This window comes from Mesorhizobium sp. M0048 (genome assembly GCF_040323405.1).
Lineage (GTDB): Bacteria > Pseudomonadota > Alphaproteobacteria > Rhizobiales > Rhizobiaceae > Mesorhizobium.
Map to the genome: position 1 here is coordinate 167037 of NZ_JAMYUV010000007.1, position 21149 is coordinate 188185.

The following is a 21149-nucleotide window of genomic DNA, read 5'->3' on the forward strand; positions in this document are numbered from 1 at the left end:
GACTAGGCAGCACCGATACGCAGCAGGTCGTGCAGATGGACGAGCCCGATCGGCCGCCTGCCTTCGACCACCATCAGGCTGGTAATGGCCGAGTCGTTGATCGTCTGCAGCGCCGTCGCCACCAGCGTGTCGGGCGCGGCCATTTTTGGCTCTCTGGTCATCACCTGATCGACGCTCATGGCCAAGAGATCGCTGCCGATATGGCGCCTGATGTCGCCATCGGTGATGATGCCGATCAGCTTGCCGTCCGCCGCAGTCACCGCCACGCAGCCAAACCCCTTGCGCGACAATTCGAGGATTGCCTCGCGCATGCCGGTGCCGGACGACACCAGCGGCAGCCTGTCACCGACATGCATGATCTCGCGGATCTGAGTCAGGTTGGCTCCGAGCTGGCCGCCGGGATGGAACGTGCGGAAATGGTCCGGGGTGAAGCCGCGTGCCTCGAGCAGCGCGATGGCCAGCGCATCGCCCATCACCATTTGCAGCAGCGTCGAGGTCGTCGGCGCAAGGCCGTGCGGGCAGGCTTCCGGTGCTCGCGGCAGCAGAAGCACCACGTCGGCCGCACGCGCCAGCGCCGATTTTTCGCCCGCGGTGACCGCGACCAGCGGGATCGAGAAGCGCCTCGAATAGGCGATGATGCCCTTGAGCTCGAGGCTTTCCCCCGACCACGACAGGGCGATGATGGCGTCGTTCCTGGCGATCATGCCGAGGTCGCCGTGATTGGCTTCGGCAGGGTGAACGAAGAAGGCCGGCGTGCCGGTCGAGGCGAGCGTTGCGGCAATCTTCGAGCCGATATGGCCGCTTTTGCCGACCCCGGTGACGATGACGCGGCCATCGATCTGCGACACCATGTCGACGGCCCGTGCGAACGGCTCGGCCAGCCCGTTTTCGAGCGCGTCGGCCAATGCCGCGACGCCGGCCTGCTCTGTCGCCACCGTTCTCAGCGCCGAGGCAATCGCGGCCTGCCCGTCGTGCCGCTTCCTGTCTGGGGATTTCACGTCCATGGACGATGCGATTAGCGCTTCGGCACGCGCCTGTCCAACGGAATTGCCGCTCCGAACACCCTGACGGGCCATCCCTCAACGCTCCGTTAACCATCCCCATTTACGGTTTCGTAAGTATGGCGCGCGTGCGCCGCGCAAGCAGTGGTGCCGATGTCCGGGTTTCAGCCTCAAAACAAAATGGGACGAAAGGGCAAGGCGGTTCGCGCATTGCTGCTGGCAACCACTGTCTTTGCGTTGTCGCGTCCGACACTGCTTTGCGCCCAGGAAACCGAGCTGCGCGGCGAGGTTTCGGATTCGCCAAACCTGGACGACCAGCAGTACAAGATCAGGCAAACGAGCATGGCTGGAACCCAAGCCGCCCAGGCGGCTGCAACCCCCAACGACAATACGCCGCTGCCTACCTATCGTCCGACCAGCCAGGGGGCGTTGCCTGACGACGGCACGGGCGAAGCGGCCGCAACCGGCGGCACTTTCGATCCGCCGGCGGCCAGCGGCGACCCATTTCCCGACAACCCAGCTCCGCCGCCGCGACGGCGGCCAAGCGCGACGCGCGCCGCCAACGCCGCCAACGCCGAAGCCGAGACCACGGACAGCCATACGAGCAAGAGAACCGCGACTGCAGCGACGACCAAGGACACCGATACCGCCGCCATAGACGAGCAGGATACGGCTAACCGCCGTGCGGTGACCATCGATTCCGCCGAAAGGCTCAGGCTCGACCCCGGCGCCGAGCGCACCGAAGCCATCGAAGGCCAGAACAAAAAGAACGAGGACGACCCGTTCGCCGCCACCGGCATCAAGCTCGGCTCGTTCGTGATCCGGCCGACGCTCGAGCAAGGCCTGACGTCTTCGACAAACGCCGATTCGAGCAGCCTCGGCAAGCCGGCCCTGCTGTCGGAAACGACGCTGCGCTTCAACGCCGTCTCCGATTGGCAGGAGAATTCAGCGACGGTTGAGGGCTATGGCATCTTCCGCGAAACCTTGTCCGGCTATGACATTCACGAGGCGCAAGGCCACGTCGACGGCACACTCAACATCGATCTCGACAATGATCTGCGCGCCATCGCCAAGCTGGGCTATGAGGCCGTGCCCGAATCGGCCTCGGCGCCGGACGCAGTCGTCGGCGCCGTTGGCCAGCCGGTGCGCCAGACAGTGAACGGCAGTCTCGCCGTCGAGAAGGATGCCGGCAAGATGCGCTTCGCGCTGACCGGCGCGGTCGAGCACGACATCTTTGGCGACGCTAAGCTTTCGTCGGGCGGATCACTGTCGCAGAAGGGCCGCGACTCGACGCTCTACACGGCCATTTTGCGCACTGGTTACGAGATCTCGCCTGCCATCACGCCGTTCACCGAAATCGAGATCGGCCGGCGCGCTTATGATTTGCGCGTCGATCCAAACGGCTTCCAGCGCTCCTCGACCAGGCTTGGCGCACGGGCCGGCGTCGAGCTCGATCTCCGCGAGAAGCTTACCGGCGAGTTCTCGGTCGGATGGCTGCGCGAAGCCATCGACGACGACGCCCTGCCGGCGATTTCGGGCGCGACGGTCAATGCCGATCTCAAATGGTCGCCGGAACGCGGCACCACGATCGGGCTCACCGCACAGACGACCGCCGAGAACACGACGAATGCGGGCGAAAGCGGCTCCATGCTCTATTCCGGCAGCCTCACGGGCGAGCGGCAGATCCGCGCCAACCTGACCGGAAATGCCGCTCTCGGCCTTGAATGGCGCGACTATACCGGCTCCGACGATCATGATTTGACGCTGAGCGCCGAGGCAGGGCTGACGTGGTGGCTGAACCGCTACACCGGGCTAACCACCCGCGCCAGGACTGAAAAACTGACCAGCAACCTGGTTGGGCGCGACTACACGGCCAATAGCATTTTCGTTGGCGTGAAGTTGCAGCGCTAAATGCATGTCGCGCAAAGGTGTGCAGCGGTTTTGCGATAACGACTGGCATAAAACAAGAGCCTAAGCGCGTCGCATGAGGCCGATCGAACGCGGCGCGCTTTCGCCGACCAGCGCGGCAACCGGTGCTGACACTATAAGGCTAGGCCGCGGCGCTCTGACGGCGCGAGTTCGTCGAGAAGTGTGCGAATGACACCGGCCATGCTTGCATTCATGTCGCTGCGCCACAGCGCGAAGGCAACGTTGGCCTCGACGAAGCCTTCGGGCGAGCCGCAGTCGAACGTGCGCCCGCGATAATGATAGCCGTAGAAGGGCTGTTGTTTCTGCAGTTTCAGCATTGCATCGGTGAGCTGGATCTCGTTGCCGGCGCCTTTTTCCTGGCCTTCGAGTATCTTGAATATCTCAGGCTGCAGGATGTAGCGTCCGTTGATGTAGAGGTTCGACGGCGCCGTGCCGGTCTTCGGCTTTTCCACCATGCCGGTGATGCGGAAACCGTGATGTGCGTCATCGCCGCGGCCGACAATGCCGTATTTGTGCGCCTCGGCCGGATCGCATTCCTGCACGGCGACGATGTTGTTGCCGGTCTCGGCGTAAAGCTCGACCATATCCTTCATGCAGCTTTTTTCCGACTGCATGATCATGTCGGGTAACAGCAGCGCAAAGGGCTCGTCGCCGACAAGCTCGCGCGCGCACCAGACGGCGTGACCAAGGCCGAGTGGTACCTGCTGGCGGGTGAAGCTGGTCTGCCCCGGCGCCGGCTGCAGCCGCTGCAGGCGGGCGAGCTGGTCGTCCTTGCCGCGCTGCGCAAGCGTGTCGTAGAGCTCGAACTGGACATCGAAGTGATCCTCGATGACCGCCTTGTTGCGGCCGGTCACGAAGATGAAATGCTCGATCCCGGCATCGCGCGCCTCATCGACCACATACTGGATGACCGGCCTGTCGACGACCGTCAGCATTTCCTTGGGAATGGCCTTGGTAGCAGGGAGAAAGCGCGTGCCGAGACCGGCAACCGGGAACACTGCCTTGCGAACTCTCTTCATGTGCCAATTATCCATTTGCATGCCTGTTCGGCAATCCCGATTCGAGACATTTTCATGCCGAAATCGAGGATTACTGAACGGTGGGTCATAAATCTCAGCTGGTAAAGCATTGACGCATCTTTTCACCCCGCACGGCACCTATGGTAAACCAAATGCTAACCGGGTTCGGCGATGAATAGTCTTCCTGAGATGAAGAAGGAGGAAAAGATGTCCGTTCGCAACGCCGCAAGGCGCTTCACCAGCGTCCTGACGGCCGCCAGCCTCTCGCTTGCTTTGCTCATGCCCAGCGGGCCGGCTTTTGCCGATGCCGGCTTCCGCCAATGGGTCGCCAGCTTCCGTGCTACCGCCGTGGCGAGCGGCGTTTCCGGCTCCGTCTACGACCAGGCATTCAAGGGCATCAACGATGCTGACCCGGTGGTGCTGGAAAAGGCTCGTACTCAGCCCGAATTCACCGCACCCGCCTGGGATTATTTCGACAACCGCGTCCATGACCAGTCGGTCGCCGTCGGCCAGCAAATGGCAAGGAAATGGAAGCCTTGGCTGGACAGGATCGAGGCAAGATACGGCGTCGACCGCTACATCCTGCTGGCCATCTGGTCGATGGAATCGAACTACGGCGAAACCCTCAAGCGCGATGATATCATGCGCAATGTCGTGCGCTCGCTGGCGACGCTTGGTTATGCGGACCCCAAGCGAGCGAAATTTGCCCGCACCCAGCTGATCGCGGCGCTGAAGATCCTGCAAACCGGCGACATCGACGAAAGCCATCTCAGCGGCTCATGGGCCGGCGCGATGGGCCATACCCAGTTCATCCCTACCAGCTACCTGTCCTATGCGGTCGATATGGACGGCAACGGCAAGCGCGACATCTGGAATTCTATTCCCGACGCACTGGCGACAGCCGCCAATTTGCTGCGGAAGAACGGCTGGCAGGCAGGCAAGACCTGGGGCTATGAAGTCAGCCTTCCGGACGGCAAGAAGCTGCCCGGAGGCTCGAAGTCGCTGTCGCAATGGCAGGCGCTGGGCGTCACCCGTGCCAACGGCAAGCCGTTCAAGAACGGTGCCGACAAGGCGACGTTGAAGCTGCCCGGCGGCCGCGGCGGGCCGGCTTTCCTGATGATCACGAATTTCTCGGTCATCAAGCGTTACAACAATGCTGACAAATATGCGCTCGCCGTGGGCCTTCTTGCCGACGAAATCGCCGGCTATGGCGGGCTTGTGCAGGACTGGAAGCGACCGTTTACCAAGCTCTCCTTCGAGGAAAGGCAGGAGCTTCAGAAGCGACTTTCCGAGCACGGCTTTTACGACGGCAAGTTCGACGGCAAGATCGGTGACGGATCGAAAACCGCCATCATGGCCTTCCAGGCAAAGGCCGGCTTGACCCAGGACGGGTATCCTAGCAAGGAAGTGCTCAAATGGCTCAGGCAGAACTAGAGCCGGTTACGGGATGGAGAGGGTGATTGGTTTCGGCTGCGCGCATCCGGTTAATTGTTCGTCGCGTGCCGATTCTGGTTCTGGCGATCGCCGTTCTGGCAGTCGGCGCCGCCAGTGCCTTTCATACCTCGGCCATGGCGCAGGAGCCGGAAAGTCGTGGCTGGTCGCTGCGCGACCTGTTGTTTCCGCGCAGAAGCGAGCGGTTTGAGCAGCCGCCGCCCGAATTCCAGAGAGAATTCCAGAGAACAAAGCCCAGGCCCAAGCTGAGAAAGCCCCGGTCAGTTCGCCGGCCGCCGCCGGCCGAGCCGACAACCCCAGTGACCGAGAAGGCGCCGGATGCACGCGTCGTTCTGGTAGTCGGCGATTTCATGGCGTCTGGGCTGGCTGAGGGACTCGACGCCGCCTTTGCCGAAAACACCGGCGTCAGGATCGTCGTCCGTGCCAACGGATCGTCCGGCTTCGTGCGTGACGATGTCTACAACTGGCCAGAACAGGTCAAGTCGCTGATCGCGGCCGAAAAACCGGCAGCCGTCGTCGTCATGCTCGGATCCAACGACCGGCAGCAGATGCGCGTCGGCGATGTGCGCGAGCAGCCGCGATCCGAGAACTGGACCAAGGAATACGAGCGCCGGACCGATGCGTTCGGCAAGGCCATCGCCGCAACCAAGGTGCCGTATTTGTGGGTTGGCATGCCGGCCTTCCGGGTCTCGAAAATGACCTCCGACATGCTGGCCTTCAACGATATCTTCCGCTCGTCCGCCGAAAGCCACGGCGGCGAATTCGTCGACGTCTGGGACGGGTTTGTCGACGAGAACGGCGCCTTCATCACCAGCGGACCGGACATCAACGGCCAATCGGTGCGCCTGCGCTCCGACGACGGCATCAACATGTCGAAGGCCGGCAAGCGCAAGCTCGCCTTCTATACCGAAAAGCCGCTGATGAAGATCCTGGGGCTGGCCGCGCCGGGAAGCGTGGTGACGGCTTCTGCCCCGGCCGGCGCTCCCGTCGAGGCGCCGGCACCTGCTGCCGCGCCGATAGCTGTCGATCGCACCGTGCCGATGCTGCTCAGCGATCCGGCGCTGGACGGCGGTTCGGAACTTCTCGGCGCCGCCCCGCCGGCAAAAGCTGACAAGAATTTGCCGGGCGAAAGGCTGATCGTCGAGGGCAAGGCGCCCGACGCCTCACCGGGCCGCGCTGACGATTTCTCCTGGCCGCCCAAGACACAGCCTGCGACGGCGGCCGCATCCGATACGACGACGGCGATCCGGCAGAAAAGCTGGCGCCTCTTTCTGGAGAGTTTCGGAACAGGCTCAGCGCGGTAGCACGCTCGATCCCATCAGCGCCTCGTCGATTGCACGCGCCGCCTGGCGGCCCTCGCGGATCGCCCAGACGACCAGCGACTGGCCGCGCCGCACGTCGCCCGCCGCATAGAGCTTTTCGACGCTGGTCCTGTAGTCCCGGTCATTGGCCTCGACATTCTTCGAGCGGCGGCTGTCGGTGACGATCTTCATCTGCCCGTCGAGTTCCGAGACCGGCCCGCGAGCGGCTGGCCCGGCAAAGCCGATGGCGATGAACGCGAGATCGGCGCGGATGACGAATTCCGTGCCCGCGATCGGCTTGCGCTTTTCGTCGACTTCGCAGCATTTTACCCCGGTCAGCTGGCCGTCTTCGCCAATGAATTCAAGCGTCGCCACCTGGAATTCGCGCTCGGCGCCTTCGGCCTGCGAGGATGACGTGCGCATCTTGGTCGCCCAGTAGGGCCACACCGACAGCTTGTCCTCCTTTTCCGGCGGCTGCGGCCGGATGTCGAGCTGGGTGACGCGCACCGCGCCCTGGCGGAAGGCGGTACCGACGCAGTCGGAGGCAGTGTCGCCGCCGCCGACGACGACGACGTGCTGGCCGCCGGCGACGATCGGGCGCGACGGCCAGGCCACCGACTGGATCGGCTCGCCGCCGATACGCTTGTTCTGCTGAACCAGATACGGCATTGCGTCGTGCACGCCGTCGAGATTGTCGCCAGGGATGTTGGCCGGACGCGGTGTTTCGGAACCGCCGCAATAGAGGACCGCGTCATATTCGGCGAGCAGTTCGGCTACCGGCTTGTCGACGCCGACATTGACGCCACAATGGAAGCTGACACCTTCGCCCTGCATCTGCTCGATGCGCCGGTCGATATAATGCTTCTCGATCTTAAAGTCGGGGATACCGTAGCGCATCAGCCCGCCCGGCCGGCTCTCGCGCTCATAGACGTGAACGTCATGGCCGGCGCGGCCGAGTTGCTGGGCAGCCGCCATTCCCGCCGGCCCCGAGCCGATGATCGCGACACGCCTGCCGGTCTTCCTTTCCGGCGGATAGGGCCGGATATGGCCGGTTTCATAGGCTTTGTCGGCAATCGCCTGCTCGATCGTCTTGATGGCGACCGGAATGTCCTCGAGGTTCAGCGTGCAAGCTTCCTCGCAAGGTGCGGGGCAGATGCGGCCGGTGAATTCCGGAAAATTGTTGGTCGAATGCAGGTTGCGGATCGCGTTTTCCCAGTCGCCATTGTAGACGAGGTCGTTCCAGTCGGGGATCTGGTTGTGGATCGGGCAGCCGGTCGGTCCATGGCAATACGGAATGCCGCAATCCATGCAGCGCGCGGCCTGTTTCTCGACCTCCTTGTCCGACATCGGCAGCGTGAACTCACGGAAATGCCGGATGCGGTCGGAAGCCGGCTGGTACTTGTGCACCTGCCGGTCGATCTCGAGAAACCCTGTTACCTTGCCCATAGTCCAGTCCCTGCTGTCCGGAAGGCACGCCTGGCGACGCACCCGTTAACCTCATAAGGCAGCCGTGGCAACCTTCAGTCCGAGGTCAGGATTGTTGATGAAGATGGTTGCCAGGACGCATGGCCTCCCGGCAATTTCCAAATCTATTCCGCCGCCACGTTCATGCGCATCCGCTCCATCTCGATCAGCGCGCGGCGGTATTCGACCGGCATGATCTTCCGGAATTTCGGCCGGAAAGTCGCCCAATCGTCGAGGATTTCGCGACCTCGTACCGAGCCCGTGTAGTGGACGTGGTTGGAGATCAGCTGATAGAGCCGCTCCTCGTCGTGGCTGGTCATATCGCCCGATACGTCGACACGGCCCTTATGGTCGAGATCGCCGCCATGGTGGAGCAGCTTTTCCATAAGGTCGTCCTCTTCCGGAACCGGCTCCAGCTCGACCATCGCCATGTTGCAGCGTTCGGCGAAATCGCCCGCCTCGTCGAGCACATAGGCGACGCCGCCCGACATGCCGGCGGCGAAGTTGCGGCCGGTCTGGCCGATGACGACGACGATACCGCCAGTCATGTATTCGCAACCATGGTCGCCGACCCCTTCAACGACCGCGGCGACACCCGAATTGCGCACAGCAAAACGCTCGCCGGCAACGCCGCAGAAATAGGCCTCGCCCTCGGTTGCGCCGTAGAGCACGGTATTGCCGACAATAATGGACTCGGCAGCAACGATTTTCGTGTTCTCCGGCGGGCGGATGACGATGCGGCCGCCCGACAGACCCTTGCCGACATAGTCATTGGCAGCGCCCACCAGTTCGAACGAAATCCCGCGCGCCAGAAAGGCGCCAAAGGATTGGCCGGCCGTGCCGGTGAGCTTCACCGAGATCGTGTCCTCGCGCAGGCCCTTGTGCTTGAAGCGCTTTGCCACTTCACCCGACAGCATGGCGCCCGTCGAACGGTCGACGTTGCGGATCGGCAGTTCGATGCTGACCGGCTGCCTGGCTTCGAGCGCCGGCTTTGCCAGTTCTATCAGCTTACGGTCGAGCACGTCGTCGATCGGATGCTTCTGCCGCTCGGTCCAGTGCACCGCCGCGTGTGGCGCATCGGGCTTGTAGAACATCTTGCTGAAGTCGAGTCCGCGCGCCTTCCAGTGCTGGATCAGCTCGCGCTTTTCCAGAAGGTCGGTGTCGCCGATGATCTGGTCGAGATGGGTGTAGCCCATCTCGGCAAGCAGCGCCCGCACCTCTTCCGCCACATAGAAGAAGAAGTTGATGACGTGCTCGGGCGTGCCCTTGAAGCGCTTGCGCAGCACCGGATCCTGCGTTGCGACGCCGACCGGGCAGGTGTTGAGATGGCACTTGCGCATCATGATGCAGCCGGCCGCGATCAGTGGCGCGGTCGAGAAGCCGAACTCGTCGGCGCCGAGCAGCGCGCCGATGATGACGTCACGCCCTGTGCGCAGGCCGCCATCGACCTGCAGCGCGACGCGCGACCTGAGGCCGTTGAGCACCAGCGTCTGGTGCGTCTCGGCAAGGCCCATCTCCCACGGGCTGCCGGCATGCTTGAGCGAGGTCAGCGGCGAAGCGCCGGTGCCGCCGTCATAGCCTGATATGGTGATGTGGTCGGCACGCGCCTTGGCGACGCCGGCCGCAACCGTGCCGACGCCGACTTCCGAGACCAGCTTGACCGATACGTCGGCCGCCGGATTGACGTTCTTCAGGTCGTAGATGAGCTGCGCCAGATCCTCGATCGAATAGATGTCATGATGCGGCGGCGGCGAGATCAGGCCGACGCCCGGCGTCGAATGCCTGACCTTGGCTATGGTTGCGTCGACCTTGTGGCCCGGCAGCTGGCCGCCCTCGCCGGGCTTTGCCCCTTGCGCGACCTTGATCTGCATCATGTCGGAATTGACCAGATATTCGGCAGTGACGCCAAAGCGTCCCGAAGCGACCTGCTTGATCGCCGAGCGTTCGGGGTTCTTGCCGCCGCCCGGCAGTGGCAGATAGCGGTCGGCCTCTTCGCCGCCCTCGCCGGTATTCGACTTGCCGCCGATGGCGTTCATGGCGCGCGCCAGCGTCGTATGCGCTTCCCTGGAGATCGAGCCGAAGGACATCGCCCCGGTCGAGAAGCGCTTGACGATATCGGCCGCGGGCATCACCTCGTCGAGTTCGACCTTCTTGCGCCCGGTCTCTTGCGCAAGCTTGATCTTGAACATGCCGCGAATGGTCTGCGCCTGCGCCGTCTCGCTGTCGATCTGGGCGGAATAGTCCTTGAACGTCTCCCACGAGCCCTGGCGCACAGCGTGCTGCAAGGTCGCCACTGCATCGGGCGACCAGATATGGGCCTCGCCGCGCATGCGGAACATGTATTCGCCGCCGACCTCGAGGCTGTTGCGCAGCACCGGGTCGTTGCCGAAGCCGTCGGTGTGGCGGCTGACCGTTTCGGCGGCGATCTCGTCCAGCCCGACGCCTTCGATCAGCGTCGCCGTACCGGTGAAGTACTTGTGCACGAACTCCGACTTCAGCCCGATGGCATCGAAGATCTGCGCGCCGCAATAGGACTGATAGGTCGAGATGCCCATCTTGGACATCACCTTCAGGATGCCCTTGCCGATCGACTTGATGTAGCGGGAGACGACCTCGTAGGCATCGACCTCCGCCGGCAATTCGCCACGCTTGTGCATGTCGAGCAGCGTGTCGAAAGCGAGATAGGGATTGATCGCCTCGGCGCCGTAGCCGGCGAGACAGCAGAAATGATGCACCTCGCGCGGCTCGCCGGATTCCACGACGAGCCCGACCGAGGTGCGCAATCCCTTGCGGATCAAATGATGATGCACGGCCGCCGTTGCCAGCAGCGCCGGAATGGCGATGCGGTCCGGGCCGAGCTGACGGTCCGACAGTATGATGATGTTGTAGCCGCCGGCGACCGCCGCCTCGGCGCGCTCGCATAGCCGGTCTATAGCGCCCTGCATGCCGGCCGCGCCTTCATTCGAAGCATAGGTGATGTCGATCGTCTTGGTGTCGAAACGGTCCTCGGTGTGACCGATGGAGCGGATCTTTTCGAGATCGCCATTGGTCAGGATTGGCTGGCGCACTTCGAGCCGCTTGCGGCGCGAATTGCCGACCAGGTCGAAGATGTTGGGCCGCGGCCCGATAAAGGACACCAGGCTCATCACCAGTTCCTCGCGGATCGGATCGATCGGCGGGTTGGTGACCTGGGCGAAATTCTGCTTGAAATAGGTATAGAGCAGCTTCGATCTGTCCGACATCGCCGAAATCGGCGTGTCGGTGCCCATCGAGCCGACTGCTTCTTGGCCGGTGGTCGCCATCGGCGACATCAGCAGCTTGGTATCTTCCTGGGTGTAGCCGAACGCCTGCTGGCGGTCGAGCAGGCTGACGTCCCTGCGCAGGGCGCGCGGCTCGACCGGCTTCAAATCTTCGAGGATGAGCTGGGTGTTGGCGAGCCAGCTCTTGTAGGGGTGCCTGGTCGCGATCTCCGACTTGATCTCCTCGTCGGAAACGATGCGGCCCTTGTCCAGGTCGATCAGCAGCATGCGGCCGGGCTGCAGCCGCCACTTCTTGACGATCCTTTCCTCCGGCACCGGCAGCACGCCGGCTTCCGAGGCCATGATGACGCGGTCGTCATCGGTAACGATGTAGCGCGCCGGCCGCAGCCCGTTGCGGTCGAGCGTGGCACCGATCTGGCGGCCGTCGGTGAAGGCAACCGCCGCCGGCCCGTCCCACGGCTCCATCAGGGCTGCGTGATACTCATAGAAGGCTTTGCGGTCCTGACCCATCAGCTTGTTGCCGGCCCAGGCTTCCGGGATCAGCATCATCATGGCGTGGGCGAGCGAATAGCCGCCCTGCGTCAGGAATTCGAGCGCATTGTCGAAGCAGGCGGTGTCCGACTGCCCTTCGTAGGAGATCGGCCACAGTTTCGAGATGTCGTTGCCGAACAGTTCGGAATCGACCGAAGCTTGGCGCGCCGCCATCCAGTTGACGTTGCCGCGCAACGTGTTGATCTCGCCATTGTGGGCGACCATGCGGTAGGGATGCGCCAGCTTCCACGACGGGAACGTGTTGGTCGAGAAGCGCTGGTGGACCAGGATCAGCGCCGTCTCGAAACGCGGGTCGGTGAGGTCCTTGTAGTAGGCTCCGACCTGATAGGCCAGGAACATGCCCTTGTAGACGATGGTCCGCGACGACATCGAGACGACATAGAAGCCGTTGTCGACGCCTTTGGTCTCCTCGTGGATACGTCCGGAAATGACCTTGCGCAGGATGTAGAGCCGCCGCTCGTAATCGTCGTCGTTCTCGATCTCGGCGCCGCGGCCCAGGAACACCTGCCGGTGCACCGGCTCGGAAGCGGCGATGTCGGGCGCCTTGGACAGCGACGAATTGTCGACCGGCACGTCGCGAAAGCCGAGCAGCGGCTGGCCCTCGAGTTGCGCCACCTCGGCGATGATGCCTTCGATATGCGCCTGCAGCTCCGGGTCGCGCGGCATGAACACCTGGCCGACGGCATAGTGGCCGGGCTTCGGCAGTTCGACCCCCTGCTTGGCCATCTCCTCACGGAAGAAGCGGTCCGGCAGTTGCACCAGCACGCCGGCGCCGTCGCCCATCAGCGGATCGGCGCCGACCGCGCCGCGATGCGTCAGGTTTTCGAGCACGGCAAGGCCGTCCTCGACGATCTGATGCGACTTCACGCCCTTCATGTTGACGATGAAGCCGACGCCGCATGCATCATGCTCGTTGCGCGGATCATAGAGGCCGTGCGCGGTATAGCCGGTGTTGGTTCGCCGTATATTGGTCAGGGACGGATTTTTGACGGCTGCCGCTTTCGTCTGCGCGGCCTTCGTCGCAGATGGCGTCATGTCCGTCATCGTCCTGTCCTCCGTTCCGTCCCCTTCGGGCGCTGGTTTCCGTCGGGAAGCGCGTGGCTCCCCTTTCAATCTTGCGGCACGTCTTGCGAAATTCTTGCCGACCGTGCGGCTTTCCGCATCGTTCGCATATGGTATTCGTACAGGCCAGAGCCAGGCTGTCTAGCTGTCGCTCGCGGCAATGGCCGCAGAGGCGCAATCATATGCCAACGCGACTAGTTTTGTGCGACAAAATAAGACAGCACTACTGTCCTAAATTTTTATGACAGAAATTTTGGATGCACACAAGACCGATTCACAAAATTCTTGAAGCTTTCGCGACAGAAAATTGCGCGGAACGCGGTATCAGCGTAACCTTTCGTCGCTGCATGTACGCTCATGCGTTTGGCTGGCTTTAGGGGATTTTCGGTGTCTGCCCCTTGCGGCCGGCATGCGAAAGCGGCCAAGCTCGCACCGATTTCCCCAGCATAGGCAGACGCATGATTTTCGCTTCCGACAATTGGGCAGGCGCCCATCCCCGTATCGCTGCCGACCTCTCGGCCCATGCCGACGGCTTCTCCACCGCCTATGGCGACGGCGTCCTCGACAAGGCAGTTTACCAGCGCTTCAATGAAATCTTCGAATGCGAAGTCGCGGTGTTTTTCGTCGCCACTGGCACCGCTGCCAATTCGCTGTCGCTGACTACCTATAACAAGCCAGGCGGCATTTCCTTCTGCCATCGCGAATCGCACATCATCGAGGACGAATGCGGTGCACCGGAATATTTCACCGGCGGTTCGCGGCTTTATACAGTCGAAGGCGCGCTCGGCAAGATCGATGCCGGCAATCTGGAACGGGCGGTGGACCGTTTCGCACCCGAAAACGTCCATTCCGGGCGGCCGGTTGCCGTTTCGATCACTCAGTCGACCGAGGTCGGAACCGTCTACACGCTGAACGAAATCGCCAGGATTTCGGCGATCGCAAAGCAGCATGGACTGCCGCTGCACATGGACGGGGCCCGCTTTGCCAATGCGCTCGTCGCGCTGGAAACGACGCCGGCCGAAATGACCTGGAAGCACGGTATCGACATCCTCTCCTTCGGCGGCACCAAGAATGGCTGTTGGTGCGCCGAGGCGATCGTGCTGTTCGACCTCGAGCGAGCCAAGGAATTGGCCTTTTTGCGCAAGCGCGCGGCCCAGCTGTTCTCGAAATCGCGCTTCATCGCCGCGCAATTCGATGCTTATTTCAGGGGTGGGCTATGGCTCGATACGGCACGGCACGCCAATGCGATGGCGGCACGGCTTGCCGCGGCGATAGAAGATTCCCCTTCCGCCCGGCTGGCCTGGCTGCCGCAGGCGAACGAGGTCTTCGCGGTCATGAAAAAGGCCGAGGCCGAAAGCATGCAAGCGGCAGGCGCGGCCTTCCATGACTGGCACAGGCCGCTCGGCTACGACGGCCACATCGGCGAGGACGAAGCGCTCTATCGCTTCGTCACCAGCTTCGCGACCACGCCCGACGAGGTCGACCGTTTCGGCTACCTGCTCGCCGGATAGCAAGCCTTACCCACCAGCAAAAAGAGCGGCGCATTGCTGCACCGCCCTTTCTTCCCGGGGAGTTGGCGTCCCCGGAGAACTTAGCTGCCTGGCTTAGGCGGCAGTCTTGGCCTCGATCGGATTGGCCTTGGCCGGAGCCGAGGTGATCGCGATCTTGCGCGGCTTCAGCTCTTCGGGGATGTTGCGCTTGAGGTCGACGGAGAGCAGCCCGTTCTTCAGCGCGGCGCCGACAACCTCGACGTGATCGGCAAGCTGGAAGCGGCGCTCGAAGGCTCGGCTGGCGATACCGCGATAGAGCAGTTCGGAGCCTTCGCCATTGCCTTCCTCCTTGCGCTCACCCTTGACGGTCAGCACATTGCGGTGAGCTTCGATCGAAATCTCATCTTCCGAGAAGCCGGCCACAGCCATCGAGATGCGATAGGCATCCTCGCCCGTGCGCTCGATGTTGTAAGGCGGATACGTCTGGCCTTCTGGCTGCGCAAGCGAATCGAGCATGGTGAACAACCGGTCGAAACCGACGGTCGAACGGTAGAGCGGGGAAAAATCAACGTGACGCATGATGTGTTCTCCTGTTGAGCAACAAGGTTGCGTATGGCCGGTGCGAAACCCGTAGCAGCGTTTCGGATGGGCCAGCGGCCCCGACATTGGCGACCGCATGACAAATTTGGGAAGCGGACGACGGCATTTCAAGATTTCCCGCGTCCAAACGGGACCGGTCGCGGCCGACGTCCCGATGCCGATGAACGGCAGATGAACCGTGGCTTCGGCGAGCGTTCAGCCAGGCGGCATTAAAACTGTTCTCGAGATAACGAACAGGTCGCGAAAAAGGCGACACGACGAGGCCGAACCGGGTGCAACGTCCCTTCCTCCCGGGTCGACAGAGGCCGGAAGTACGCCCAAGGCTGCTTCCGGCCTTATTTCTTCGCTGCCTGTCGACCTCCCCGGCATCCCGAATTCCTTTGCTTTTGGCGCATGGGCGTTTATGCCTGACTTGCGCCCGTCGGCACCGACACCAGCCAAACACCGTATGACCGATCTTTTCCACCAGACCCCCGTCTTCCACGAAACTCCGGACAATCCGCTGCCGGAAAACGCAGCCGGTGGCTTCTTCACCACGCGCGACGGCAAGAAGATCCGCTATGGGCTGTTTGCCGCTGTTGCCCGCCCCATGAAGGGCACCGTGGTCGTCCTGACCGGCCGCAACGAGTGCATCGAGAAGTATTTCGAGACCATTCGCAACCTTGCCGACCGGGGCTTTGGCGTGGCAACCCTCGACTGGCGCGGTCAGGGCGCTTCCGACCGGATGATCGGCGACCGACAGCGCGGCCACGTCCAGAGCTTCTTCGACTATACCGGTGATCTGGAGCAGTTCTTCGAAGAGATCGTGCTGCCCGATTGCCGAGGGCCCTACTACATACTGGCCCATTCGGCTGGCGCGGTGATTGCGCTGCTTGCCGCGCCCTCAATGGCGAACCGCGTGCGCCGCATGGTGCTGATCGCACCGTTCTTCACAGTGCCCGACCTGCCGGTTTCGGTAAAAACCGTTCGCCGCATCTGTTCGCTGTTCTGCCTTCTCGGCCTCGGCCGGCTCTATGCCGCATGGGGGCCGCGGCCGAAGGAATCGGTGGCCTTCGCCATGAACAAGCTGACCAGCGACCCGGCGCGCTATCGACGCAATACGCTGATCTACGAAACCTATCCGCAGCTGGCGCTCGGCGGACCGACGATCCGCTGGCTGAAGGCGGCCACGGAGGCATCCTTGATCGTCAGCGACCCGGATTTCATGGCCAAGATCCAGGTGCCCTTGCTGATGATCGCCGCCGGCGCCGACCAAGTCGTCTCGACCAGGGCAGTCGAAGCCTATGCGAGACGTCTGCGCGTCGGCTCGCTAGTGATGATCGACGGCGCCCGCCATGAGATCCTCCAGGAAGCCGACCTCTATCGCGAGCAGTTGCTTGCGGCATTCGATGCCTTCATCCCCGGAACCGGCGACGCTGTTTGACCGCTTCGCGGCGCCCGCCGACAAGGCCCGCACGGGTCGCTTGTCCGGCGCAGCGTGCCCCCTCATTCCCGTTCAGGCATCGAGCGCTAGCTTGCTGCCAAAGAGGTTGGAGGCCATTCGCCGGGAGAAAAACGACCATGAACGCATCGAACACGCTGTTACGTCAGGGGCATCGGCTACTGCAGATTGGCGTCGCGCTGCTGCTGTTTTCGTCATTCGAAGGGTTTGCAATACCGTATCTCGCCGCACCGCGGCTCGGACTGTCCGCGCACACGCTCAGCGCCCTGGAGGGCGTTCTCTTGCTGGCGCTAGGCCTCACATGGTCTAGGCTCAATCTCGGCGCGGCGACGTCGCGGATTGCATTCTGGCTGCTGATCTATTCGGCTTTGGCGATCCTGGCCGCCTACGTGATCGCCAGCGCCTGGGCGGCCGGCAACGAGACTATGCCGTTAGCGGCCGGAGCCTTCCACGGAAGTGCCCTTCAGGAAGCAGTGATCAAAGGTGTGGCGTATTCGTCCGCGCCGACCGGCCTCATCTCTTTCGTGCTCATTTTGTGGGGCCTGCGTCTCTCGGACGCTTGGCCTGCCGATAGCTAATGCATGTCGCGCAAAAGTGCGCAGCGGTTGTGCGATAACGACATACAAAAATGCGAGCGCGCCCCATTCAAACGCGACGCACTTTGGAACTGTACCGCGGTTTCCGTCGGATTTGCGCAAAACCAGACGCGTGGGTGCACCGGATGCCTAGCCGCGCAGCGCCGCCATCGCCGCCGCGTGCAGTTCCGGTGTCGCCGCCGCCAGGATGTCGCCGCCGTTTTCCGCCGGCCCGCCTTCGAAGGTGGTGACAACGCCGCCTGCCTTCTCGATGATCGGGATCAGCGCGACGATGTCGTAAGGTTTCAATCCGGGATCGGCAACGATATCGACGCTGCCCGCCGCCACCATGGCGAAGGCATAGCAGTCGGTGCCGTAACGGGCGAGTTGGACCTGTTGCTCGAACAGGTCGTAGCGCAGGCGCGCGTCTCCCTTGAACAGCGCCGGCGTGGTGGTGAACAGCGTCGCCTCGGCGAGATTCGTCGTCTTGCGCGTTGCGAGTCTTCGGGGGCCACCGGGACCTTCATAATGCGAGCCGGAGGCATTGGCGTAGAACAGCTCGCCGGTGAAGGGCTGCGACATCATGCCGGCGACGGCATCGCCGTCGACCGTCAGCCCGACCAGTGTTCCCCACACCGGCAGGCCGGAAATGAAGGCGCGCGTTCCATCGATCGGATCGATCACCCAGACATGCCGGCTGGAGATGTTTTCGCTGCCATGCTCCTCGCCGAGGATGCCGTGATCGGGGTATTGCGCGTTGATCAGCGCGCGGATCGCCCGCTCGGCCTCGCGGTCGGCCTCGGTGACGGGGTCGAAGCTGCCGCGCTCCTTGTTGGTGACCGCGCCCTGATTGCGGAAGCGCGGCAAGGTCTCCGCTGCGGCGGCATGCGCAACGCGCCGCATGAACTCGATGCTGACGTCCAACTGATTCTCCCGCTCCAGCATGTTTGAGATGCCCGTTAGCCCACGGTTTTATGCCGAAACAAGGGCGTTCGGAGCCTTTCGCTGGACGCTAACTGTTGCTCGAATGCAACGCAATCATCGTGGAAATGCAATTTCCACTTCACAGTGAATTAAAAAAGCCGGAACGCGCCTTGACAATTGTGCAGCGCACAATACGTTTGTTCTCGGACAGGGGTTCCCTGTCCATGCCCTCCTTGGGCGTTTCCTCCCTAGACTTCGACCGTGTCGTGCAAACGATGCGGTCTTTTTTTATGCCGCCGCATGAGCGGCGAGTGCCGCGATTCCGCGGCTATTCGGCGGCCAGCGGCAGATCCATGAAATTGTGATCGGGCATCGCCATCAGTTCGGCTGAAAACCGCGCCAGATCGTCCGCCAGGGCGTCGAAACCAGATGATCTCTGGAACGTCCGCTCATTCATGTAGAGCCCGCGATTGACCTCGATCTGCAGCGCATGCAGATGGCGCACTGGGCGGCCATAGTGCTCGGTGATGAAGCCTCCGGCATAGGGCTTGTTGTGGGCGACGCTGTAGCCCATGCCGGTGAGCAGGCCGATCGCGGTCTCGGTCAACGCCGCCGCGGCGGAAATGCCAAAGCGGTCGCCGACGATGAAATCCGGCCGCAATCCGCTGTCGCCGACCCTTATGCTTGCCGGCATCGAGTGGCAGTCAATCAGCACGGCATAGCCGAAGCGCGCATGGGTTCTGGTCAAGAGCCGTTTCAGCGTCTCGTGATAGGGCTTGTAGACCGCTTCGATGCGCGCCACGGCCTCCGCCAGCGGCAAGCGGCCGGAATAGATGTCGAGCCCCTCGCCTACAAGCTTGGGCACGGTGCCGAGTCCGCCGGCCACCCGCGCTGAGCGGATGTTGCAGAATGACGGCACCGGTTCGGCGAACATGCGCGGGTCGAGTTCCCACGGCTCCCGGTTGACGTCGAGATAGGCACGCGGGAAGTTTGCCGCCAGCATCGGCGCCCCTAGCGCGACCGCACCGCCGAACAATTCCTCGACATAGCAGTCCTCGGAGCGACGGATCGCGTTGCGGTCCAGCTTGGCCATCGCCATGAACCGGTCCGGATAGTAGCGGCCGCTATGCGGCGAGTTGAAGAGGAAGGGAACGCGCTGTTCGGCGCCCGATCGGATTTCGAAGGGTGGAACGACCGAAAAATCCTCGGCTGCCGTTTTCAATTTGAACGAACCCGGGAATACCAATGCATCATGATAGGAAAGTGCCACCTCGCCGCCCGCATGTCCAGCCGCCGAAGCGTCAGCCAAATCAGGATTGTGCGCCCAACGTTCACTTGATGTTTACCGTCACCTCCTCATATACAGCATGGTTAACGGGCTTGCCGCACGGCATTGTCGGTTGGGTGATTCGGACGGGACAAGATGGCACGCATTCTGCTGGCGGAAGACGACGACGACATGCGCCGGTTCCTCGTCAAGGCGCTGGAGCGCGCCGGTTATCAGGTCAGCGATTTCGACAATGGCGCCAGTGCCTATGAGCGGCTGCGCGAGGAGCCTTTTTCGCTGCTTTTGACCGACATCGTCATGCCCGAGATGGATGGCATCGAGCTCGCCCGCCGCGCTACCGAGATCGATCCCGACCTCAAGGTGATGTTCATCACCGGCTTCGCCGCGGTCGCCCTGAACCCTGACTCCAAGGCGCCGAAAGACGCCAAGGTGCTATCGAAGCCGTTCCACCTGCGCGACCTCGTCAACGAAGTCGAAAAGATGCTGCAGGCCGCCTGACGCGCTTTTTGTCGCGTCTTGACCAACGCCGCAAGCCAGCCATTCTTTCGCTTTTCCCGCTATTGACGTGCCGAACCAAAAATGGTGTATGCGCGGCTTCGGATGGGCGTGTAGCTCAGCGGGAGAGCACTGCATTGACATTGCAGGGGTCACAGGTTCAATCCCTGTCACGCCCACCATCCAGACAATCCCTCGATTGGCCGTTGGTATTTTTCGTCGACTGACGTTCCCGGCCTATACCAGCCTCAGGCCGCGCCGAGGCGGAGATCACCGGTCTCGACGTGCTCCAGAAACCACGCATAGGTCTGTTCCAATCCGCTGCGCAGCGAGTAGCGCGGGCGCCAGCCGGTGGCGAACAGACGCGACACGTCCATCAGCTTGCGCGGCGTGCCGTCCGGCTTCGTCGCATCGAACGTTATCGCAGCATCGGCGCCGGCGACCGACACGATGGTGCGGGCAAGATCGGCAATGGTGATGTCTTCCCCAGAGCCGACATTGATGTGGCTGTCGCCCGAATAATTCTTCAGCAGCCAGACCAGCGCGTCGGCGGCGTCGTCGACATGCAGGAATTCACGCATCGGCGTGCCTGATCCCCACACCTCCAGGCTCTTGCGGCCGGCGCGCCTGGCCTCGTGCGCCTTGCGCATCAGAGCGGGCACGACATGGCTGGAATTGAGGTCGAAATTGTCGCCCGGACCGTAGAGATTGGTCGGCATCGCCGAGATGTAGTCGACGCCGTGCTGGCGCCGATAAGCCTGACACAGTTTCAGCCCGGCGATCTTGGCGATCGCATACCATTCGTTGGTGGGCTCGAGCGGCCCGGTCAGCAAGGCGTCCTCGGAGATCGGCTGCGCCGCGAATTTGGGATAGATGCAGGATGAACCGAGAAACATCAGCTTCTGCACCTCGTTGCGGAAGGCGCTGTCGATGACATTGTTCTGCATGACGAGATTGTCCTGCAGAAAATCGACCGGAAGCCTGTTGTTGGCCAGGATACCGCCAACCTTGGCCGCCGCCATCACCACTGCATCCGGCTTGCGGTCGGCCATCCAGCGCCGCACGCCGGCCTGGTCGAGAAGATCGAGCTCGGCGCGCGAGGCGGTCAGGATCTCGCAATCCTCGTCGGCCAATCGGCGCAGGATGGCCGAGCCGACCATGCCGCGATGTCCGGCCACGAAAACGCGCTTGCCCTGAAGGTCGAAGGTCATCAGCTTACCCCAATGCAGAACGGCAGCTATGCCAGTTGGCCGGCGGAGCGCCGGATCGGCTTCTCTGTTGCCGGACGCATACCGC

General features: G+C 62.7%; 15 protein-coding genes and 1 tRNA gene. 8 read left to right on the plus strand and 8 right to left on the minus strand.

Annotated elements, in window-relative coordinates:
• Window positions 1–2 precede the first annotated feature (2 nt).
• Window positions 3–1004, minus strand: a complete 1002-nt coding sequence (locus NKJ84_RS10175) for a KpsF/GutQ family sugar-phosphate isomerase (RefSeq protein WP_254817072.1) — start codon at window positions 1002–1004, stop codon at window positions 3–5.
• A 150-nt stretch (window positions 1005–1154) separates the two neighbouring features.
• On the opposite strand from NKJ84_RS10175, the gene NKJ84_RS10180 reads away from it, so the two are divergent.
• The gene (locus tag NKJ84_RS10180; RefSeq protein WP_352506339.1) at window positions 1155–2912 is read left to right on the plus strand and encodes an outer membrane beta-barrel protein; all 1758 of its coding nucleotides are present in this window, start codon (window positions 1155–1157) and stop codon (window positions 2910–2912) included.
• Between the two features lie 131 nt (window positions 2913–3043).
• Here the strand turns inward: NKJ84_RS10180 and galU are convergent, their stop codons facing one another.
• Window positions 3044–3949: a UTP--glucose-1-phosphate uridylyltransferase GalU gene (gene galU, locus NKJ84_RS10185; RefSeq protein ID WP_352506340.1), complete on the minus strand. Its 906-nt coding sequence runs from the start codon at window positions 3947–3949 to the stop codon at window positions 3044–3046.
• 207 nt (window positions 3950–4156) lie between these two features.
• On the opposite strand from galU, the gene NKJ84_RS10190 reads away from it, so the two are divergent.
• Together NKJ84_RS10190 and NKJ84_RS10195 are read left to right on the plus strand one after the other, a co-directional pair.
• Window positions 4157–5383, plus strand: coding sequence for a lytic murein transglycosylase (locus NKJ84_RS10190; RefSeq protein ID WP_254816924.1), 1227 nt, complete (start codon window positions 4157–4159; stop codon window positions 5381–5383).
• Window positions 5384–5409: 26 nt separating this feature from the next.
• Entirely contained in the window at window positions 5410–6705 is a 1296-nt protein-coding gene (locus NKJ84_RS10195) for an SGNH/GDSL hydrolase family protein (protein WP_352506341.1), read from the plus strand.
• On the opposite strand, the gene NKJ84_RS10200 is transcribed toward NKJ84_RS10195, so the two are convergent.
• On the minus strand, window positions 6694–8148 hold the full coding sequence (locus NKJ84_RS10200; protein ID WP_352506342.1) for a glutamate synthase subunit beta: 1455 nt from the start codon (window positions 8146–8148) through the stop codon (window positions 6694–6696). The genes NKJ84_RS10195 and NKJ84_RS10200 overlap by 12 nt on opposite strands.
• Before the next feature lie 143 nt (window positions 8149–8291).
• Window positions 8292–13022, minus strand: a complete 4731-nt coding sequence (gene gltB / locus NKJ84_RS10205) for a glutamate synthase large subunit (RefSeq protein ID WP_352506343.1) — start codon at window positions 13020–13022, stop codon at window positions 8292–8294.
• 476 nt (window positions 13023–13498) lie between these two features.
• Here gltB and NKJ84_RS10210 point away from each other — a divergent pair, with 476 nt between their 5' ends.
• Complete coding sequence (locus tag NKJ84_RS10210; protein ID WP_352506344.1) at window positions 13499–14551, plus strand: threonine aldolase family protein; 1053 nt, start codon at window positions 13499–13501, stop codon at window positions 14549–14551.
• A 93-nt stretch (window positions 14552–14644) separates the two neighbouring features.
• Here NKJ84_RS10210 and NKJ84_RS10215 read toward each other — a convergent pair whose 3' ends face one another.
• Window positions 14645–15109, minus strand: coding sequence for an Hsp20 family protein (locus NKJ84_RS10215; RefSeq protein ID WP_352506345.1), 465 nt, complete (start codon window positions 15107–15109; stop codon window positions 14645–14647).
• Between the two features lie 469 nt (window positions 15110–15578).
• On the opposite strand from NKJ84_RS10215, the gene NKJ84_RS10220 reads away from it, so the two are divergent.
• Window positions 15579–16553 (plus strand): alpha/beta fold hydrolase, encoded by a 975-nt coding sequence (locus NKJ84_RS10220; protein WP_352506346.1) that lies wholly within the window; start codon window positions 15579–15581, stop codon window positions 16551–16553.
• A gap of 137 nt (window positions 16554–16690) precedes the next feature.
• Window positions 16691–17149, plus strand: a complete 459-nt coding sequence (locus NKJ84_RS10225; protein WP_352506347.1) for a styrene oxide isomerase — start codon at window positions 16691–16693, stop codon at window positions 17147–17149.
• 147 nt (window positions 17150–17296) lie between these two features.
• Here NKJ84_RS10225 and hisN read toward each other — a convergent pair whose 3' ends face one another.
• Both hisN and NKJ84_RS10235 read right to left on the minus strand, forming a co-directional pair.
• The gene (gene hisN, locus NKJ84_RS10230; protein ID WP_352506348.1) at window positions 17297–18070 is read right to left on the minus strand and encodes a histidinol-phosphatase; all 774 of its coding nucleotides are present in this window, start codon (window positions 18068–18070) and stop codon (window positions 17297–17299) included.
• A gap of 328 nt (window positions 18071–18398) precedes the next feature.
• Window positions 18399–19340 (minus strand): N-formylglutamate amidohydrolase, encoded by a 942-nt coding sequence (locus NKJ84_RS10235; RefSeq protein WP_254816915.1) that lies wholly within the window; start codon window positions 19338–19340, stop codon window positions 18399–18401.
• Window positions 19341–19493: 153 nt separating this feature from the next.
• On the opposite strand from NKJ84_RS10235, the gene cpdR reads away from it, so the two are divergent.
• Both cpdR and NKJ84_RS10245 read left to right on the plus strand, forming a co-directional pair.
• On the plus strand, window positions 19494–19856 hold the full coding sequence (gene cpdR / locus NKJ84_RS10240; RefSeq protein WP_006199474.1) for a cell cycle two-component system response regulator CpdR: 363 nt from the start codon (window positions 19494–19496) through the stop codon (window positions 19854–19856).
• Window positions 19857–19960: 104 nt separating this feature from the next.
• A tRNA-Val gene (locus NKJ84_RS10245) sits at window positions 19961–20035 on the plus strand.
• Window positions 20036–20101: 66 nt separating this feature from the next.
• Here the strand turns inward: NKJ84_RS10245 and fcl are convergent.
• Complete coding sequence (fcl, locus tag NKJ84_RS10250) at window positions 20102–21064, minus strand: GDP-L-fucose synthase (protein ID WP_352506349.1); 963 nt, start codon at window positions 21062–21064, stop codon at window positions 20102–20104.
• Window positions 21065–21149: the final 85 nt, after the last annotated feature.

Bases quoted from the DNA above. Each gene is read 5' to 3' on its own strand.
- NKJ84_RS10175 (WP_254817072.1), bottom strand. From the start codon at position 1,004: ATGGACGTGAAATCCCCAGACAGGAAGCGGCACGACGGGCAGGCCGCG.
- NKJ84_RS10180 (WP_352506339.1), top strand. From the start codon at position 1,155: ATGTCCGGGTTTCAGCCTCAAAACAAAATGGGACGAAAGGGCAAGGCG.
- galU (WP_352506340.1), bottom strand. From the start codon at position 3,949: ATGAAGAGAGTTCGCAAGGCAGTGTTCCCGGTTGCCGGTCTCGGCACG.
- NKJ84_RS10190 (WP_254816924.1), top strand. From the start codon at position 4,157: ATGTCCGTTCGCAACGCCGCAAGGCGCTTCACCAGCGTCCTGACGGCC.
- NKJ84_RS10200 (WP_352506342.1), bottom strand. From the start codon at position 8,148: ATGGGCAAGGTAACAGGGTTTCTCGAGATCGACCGGCAGGTGCACAAG.
- gltB (WP_352506343.1), bottom strand. From the start codon at position 13,022: ATGACGGACATGACGCCATCTGCGACGAAGGCCGCGCAGACGAAAGCG.
- NKJ84_RS10210 (WP_352506344.1), top strand. From the start codon at position 13,499: ATGATTTTCGCTTCCGACAATTGGGCAGGCGCCCATCCCCGTATCGCT.
- NKJ84_RS10215 (WP_352506345.1), bottom strand. From the start codon at position 15,109: ATGCGTCACGTTGATTTTTCCCCGCTCTACCGTTCGACCGTCGGTTTC.
- NKJ84_RS10220 (WP_352506346.1), top strand. From the start codon at position 15,579: ATGACCGATCTTTTCCACCAGACCCCCGTCTTCCACGAAACTCCGGAC.
- NKJ84_RS10225 (WP_352506347.1), top strand. From the start codon at position 16,691: ATGAACGCATCGAACACGCTGTTACGTCAGGGGCATCGGCTACTGCAG.
- cpdR (WP_006199474.1), top strand. From the start codon at position 19,494: ATGGCACGCATTCTGCTGGCGGAAGACGACGACGACATGCGCCGGTTC.
- fcl (WP_352506349.1), bottom strand. From the start codon at position 21,064: ATGACCTTCGACCTTCAGGGCAAGCGCGTTTTCGTGGCCGGACATCGC.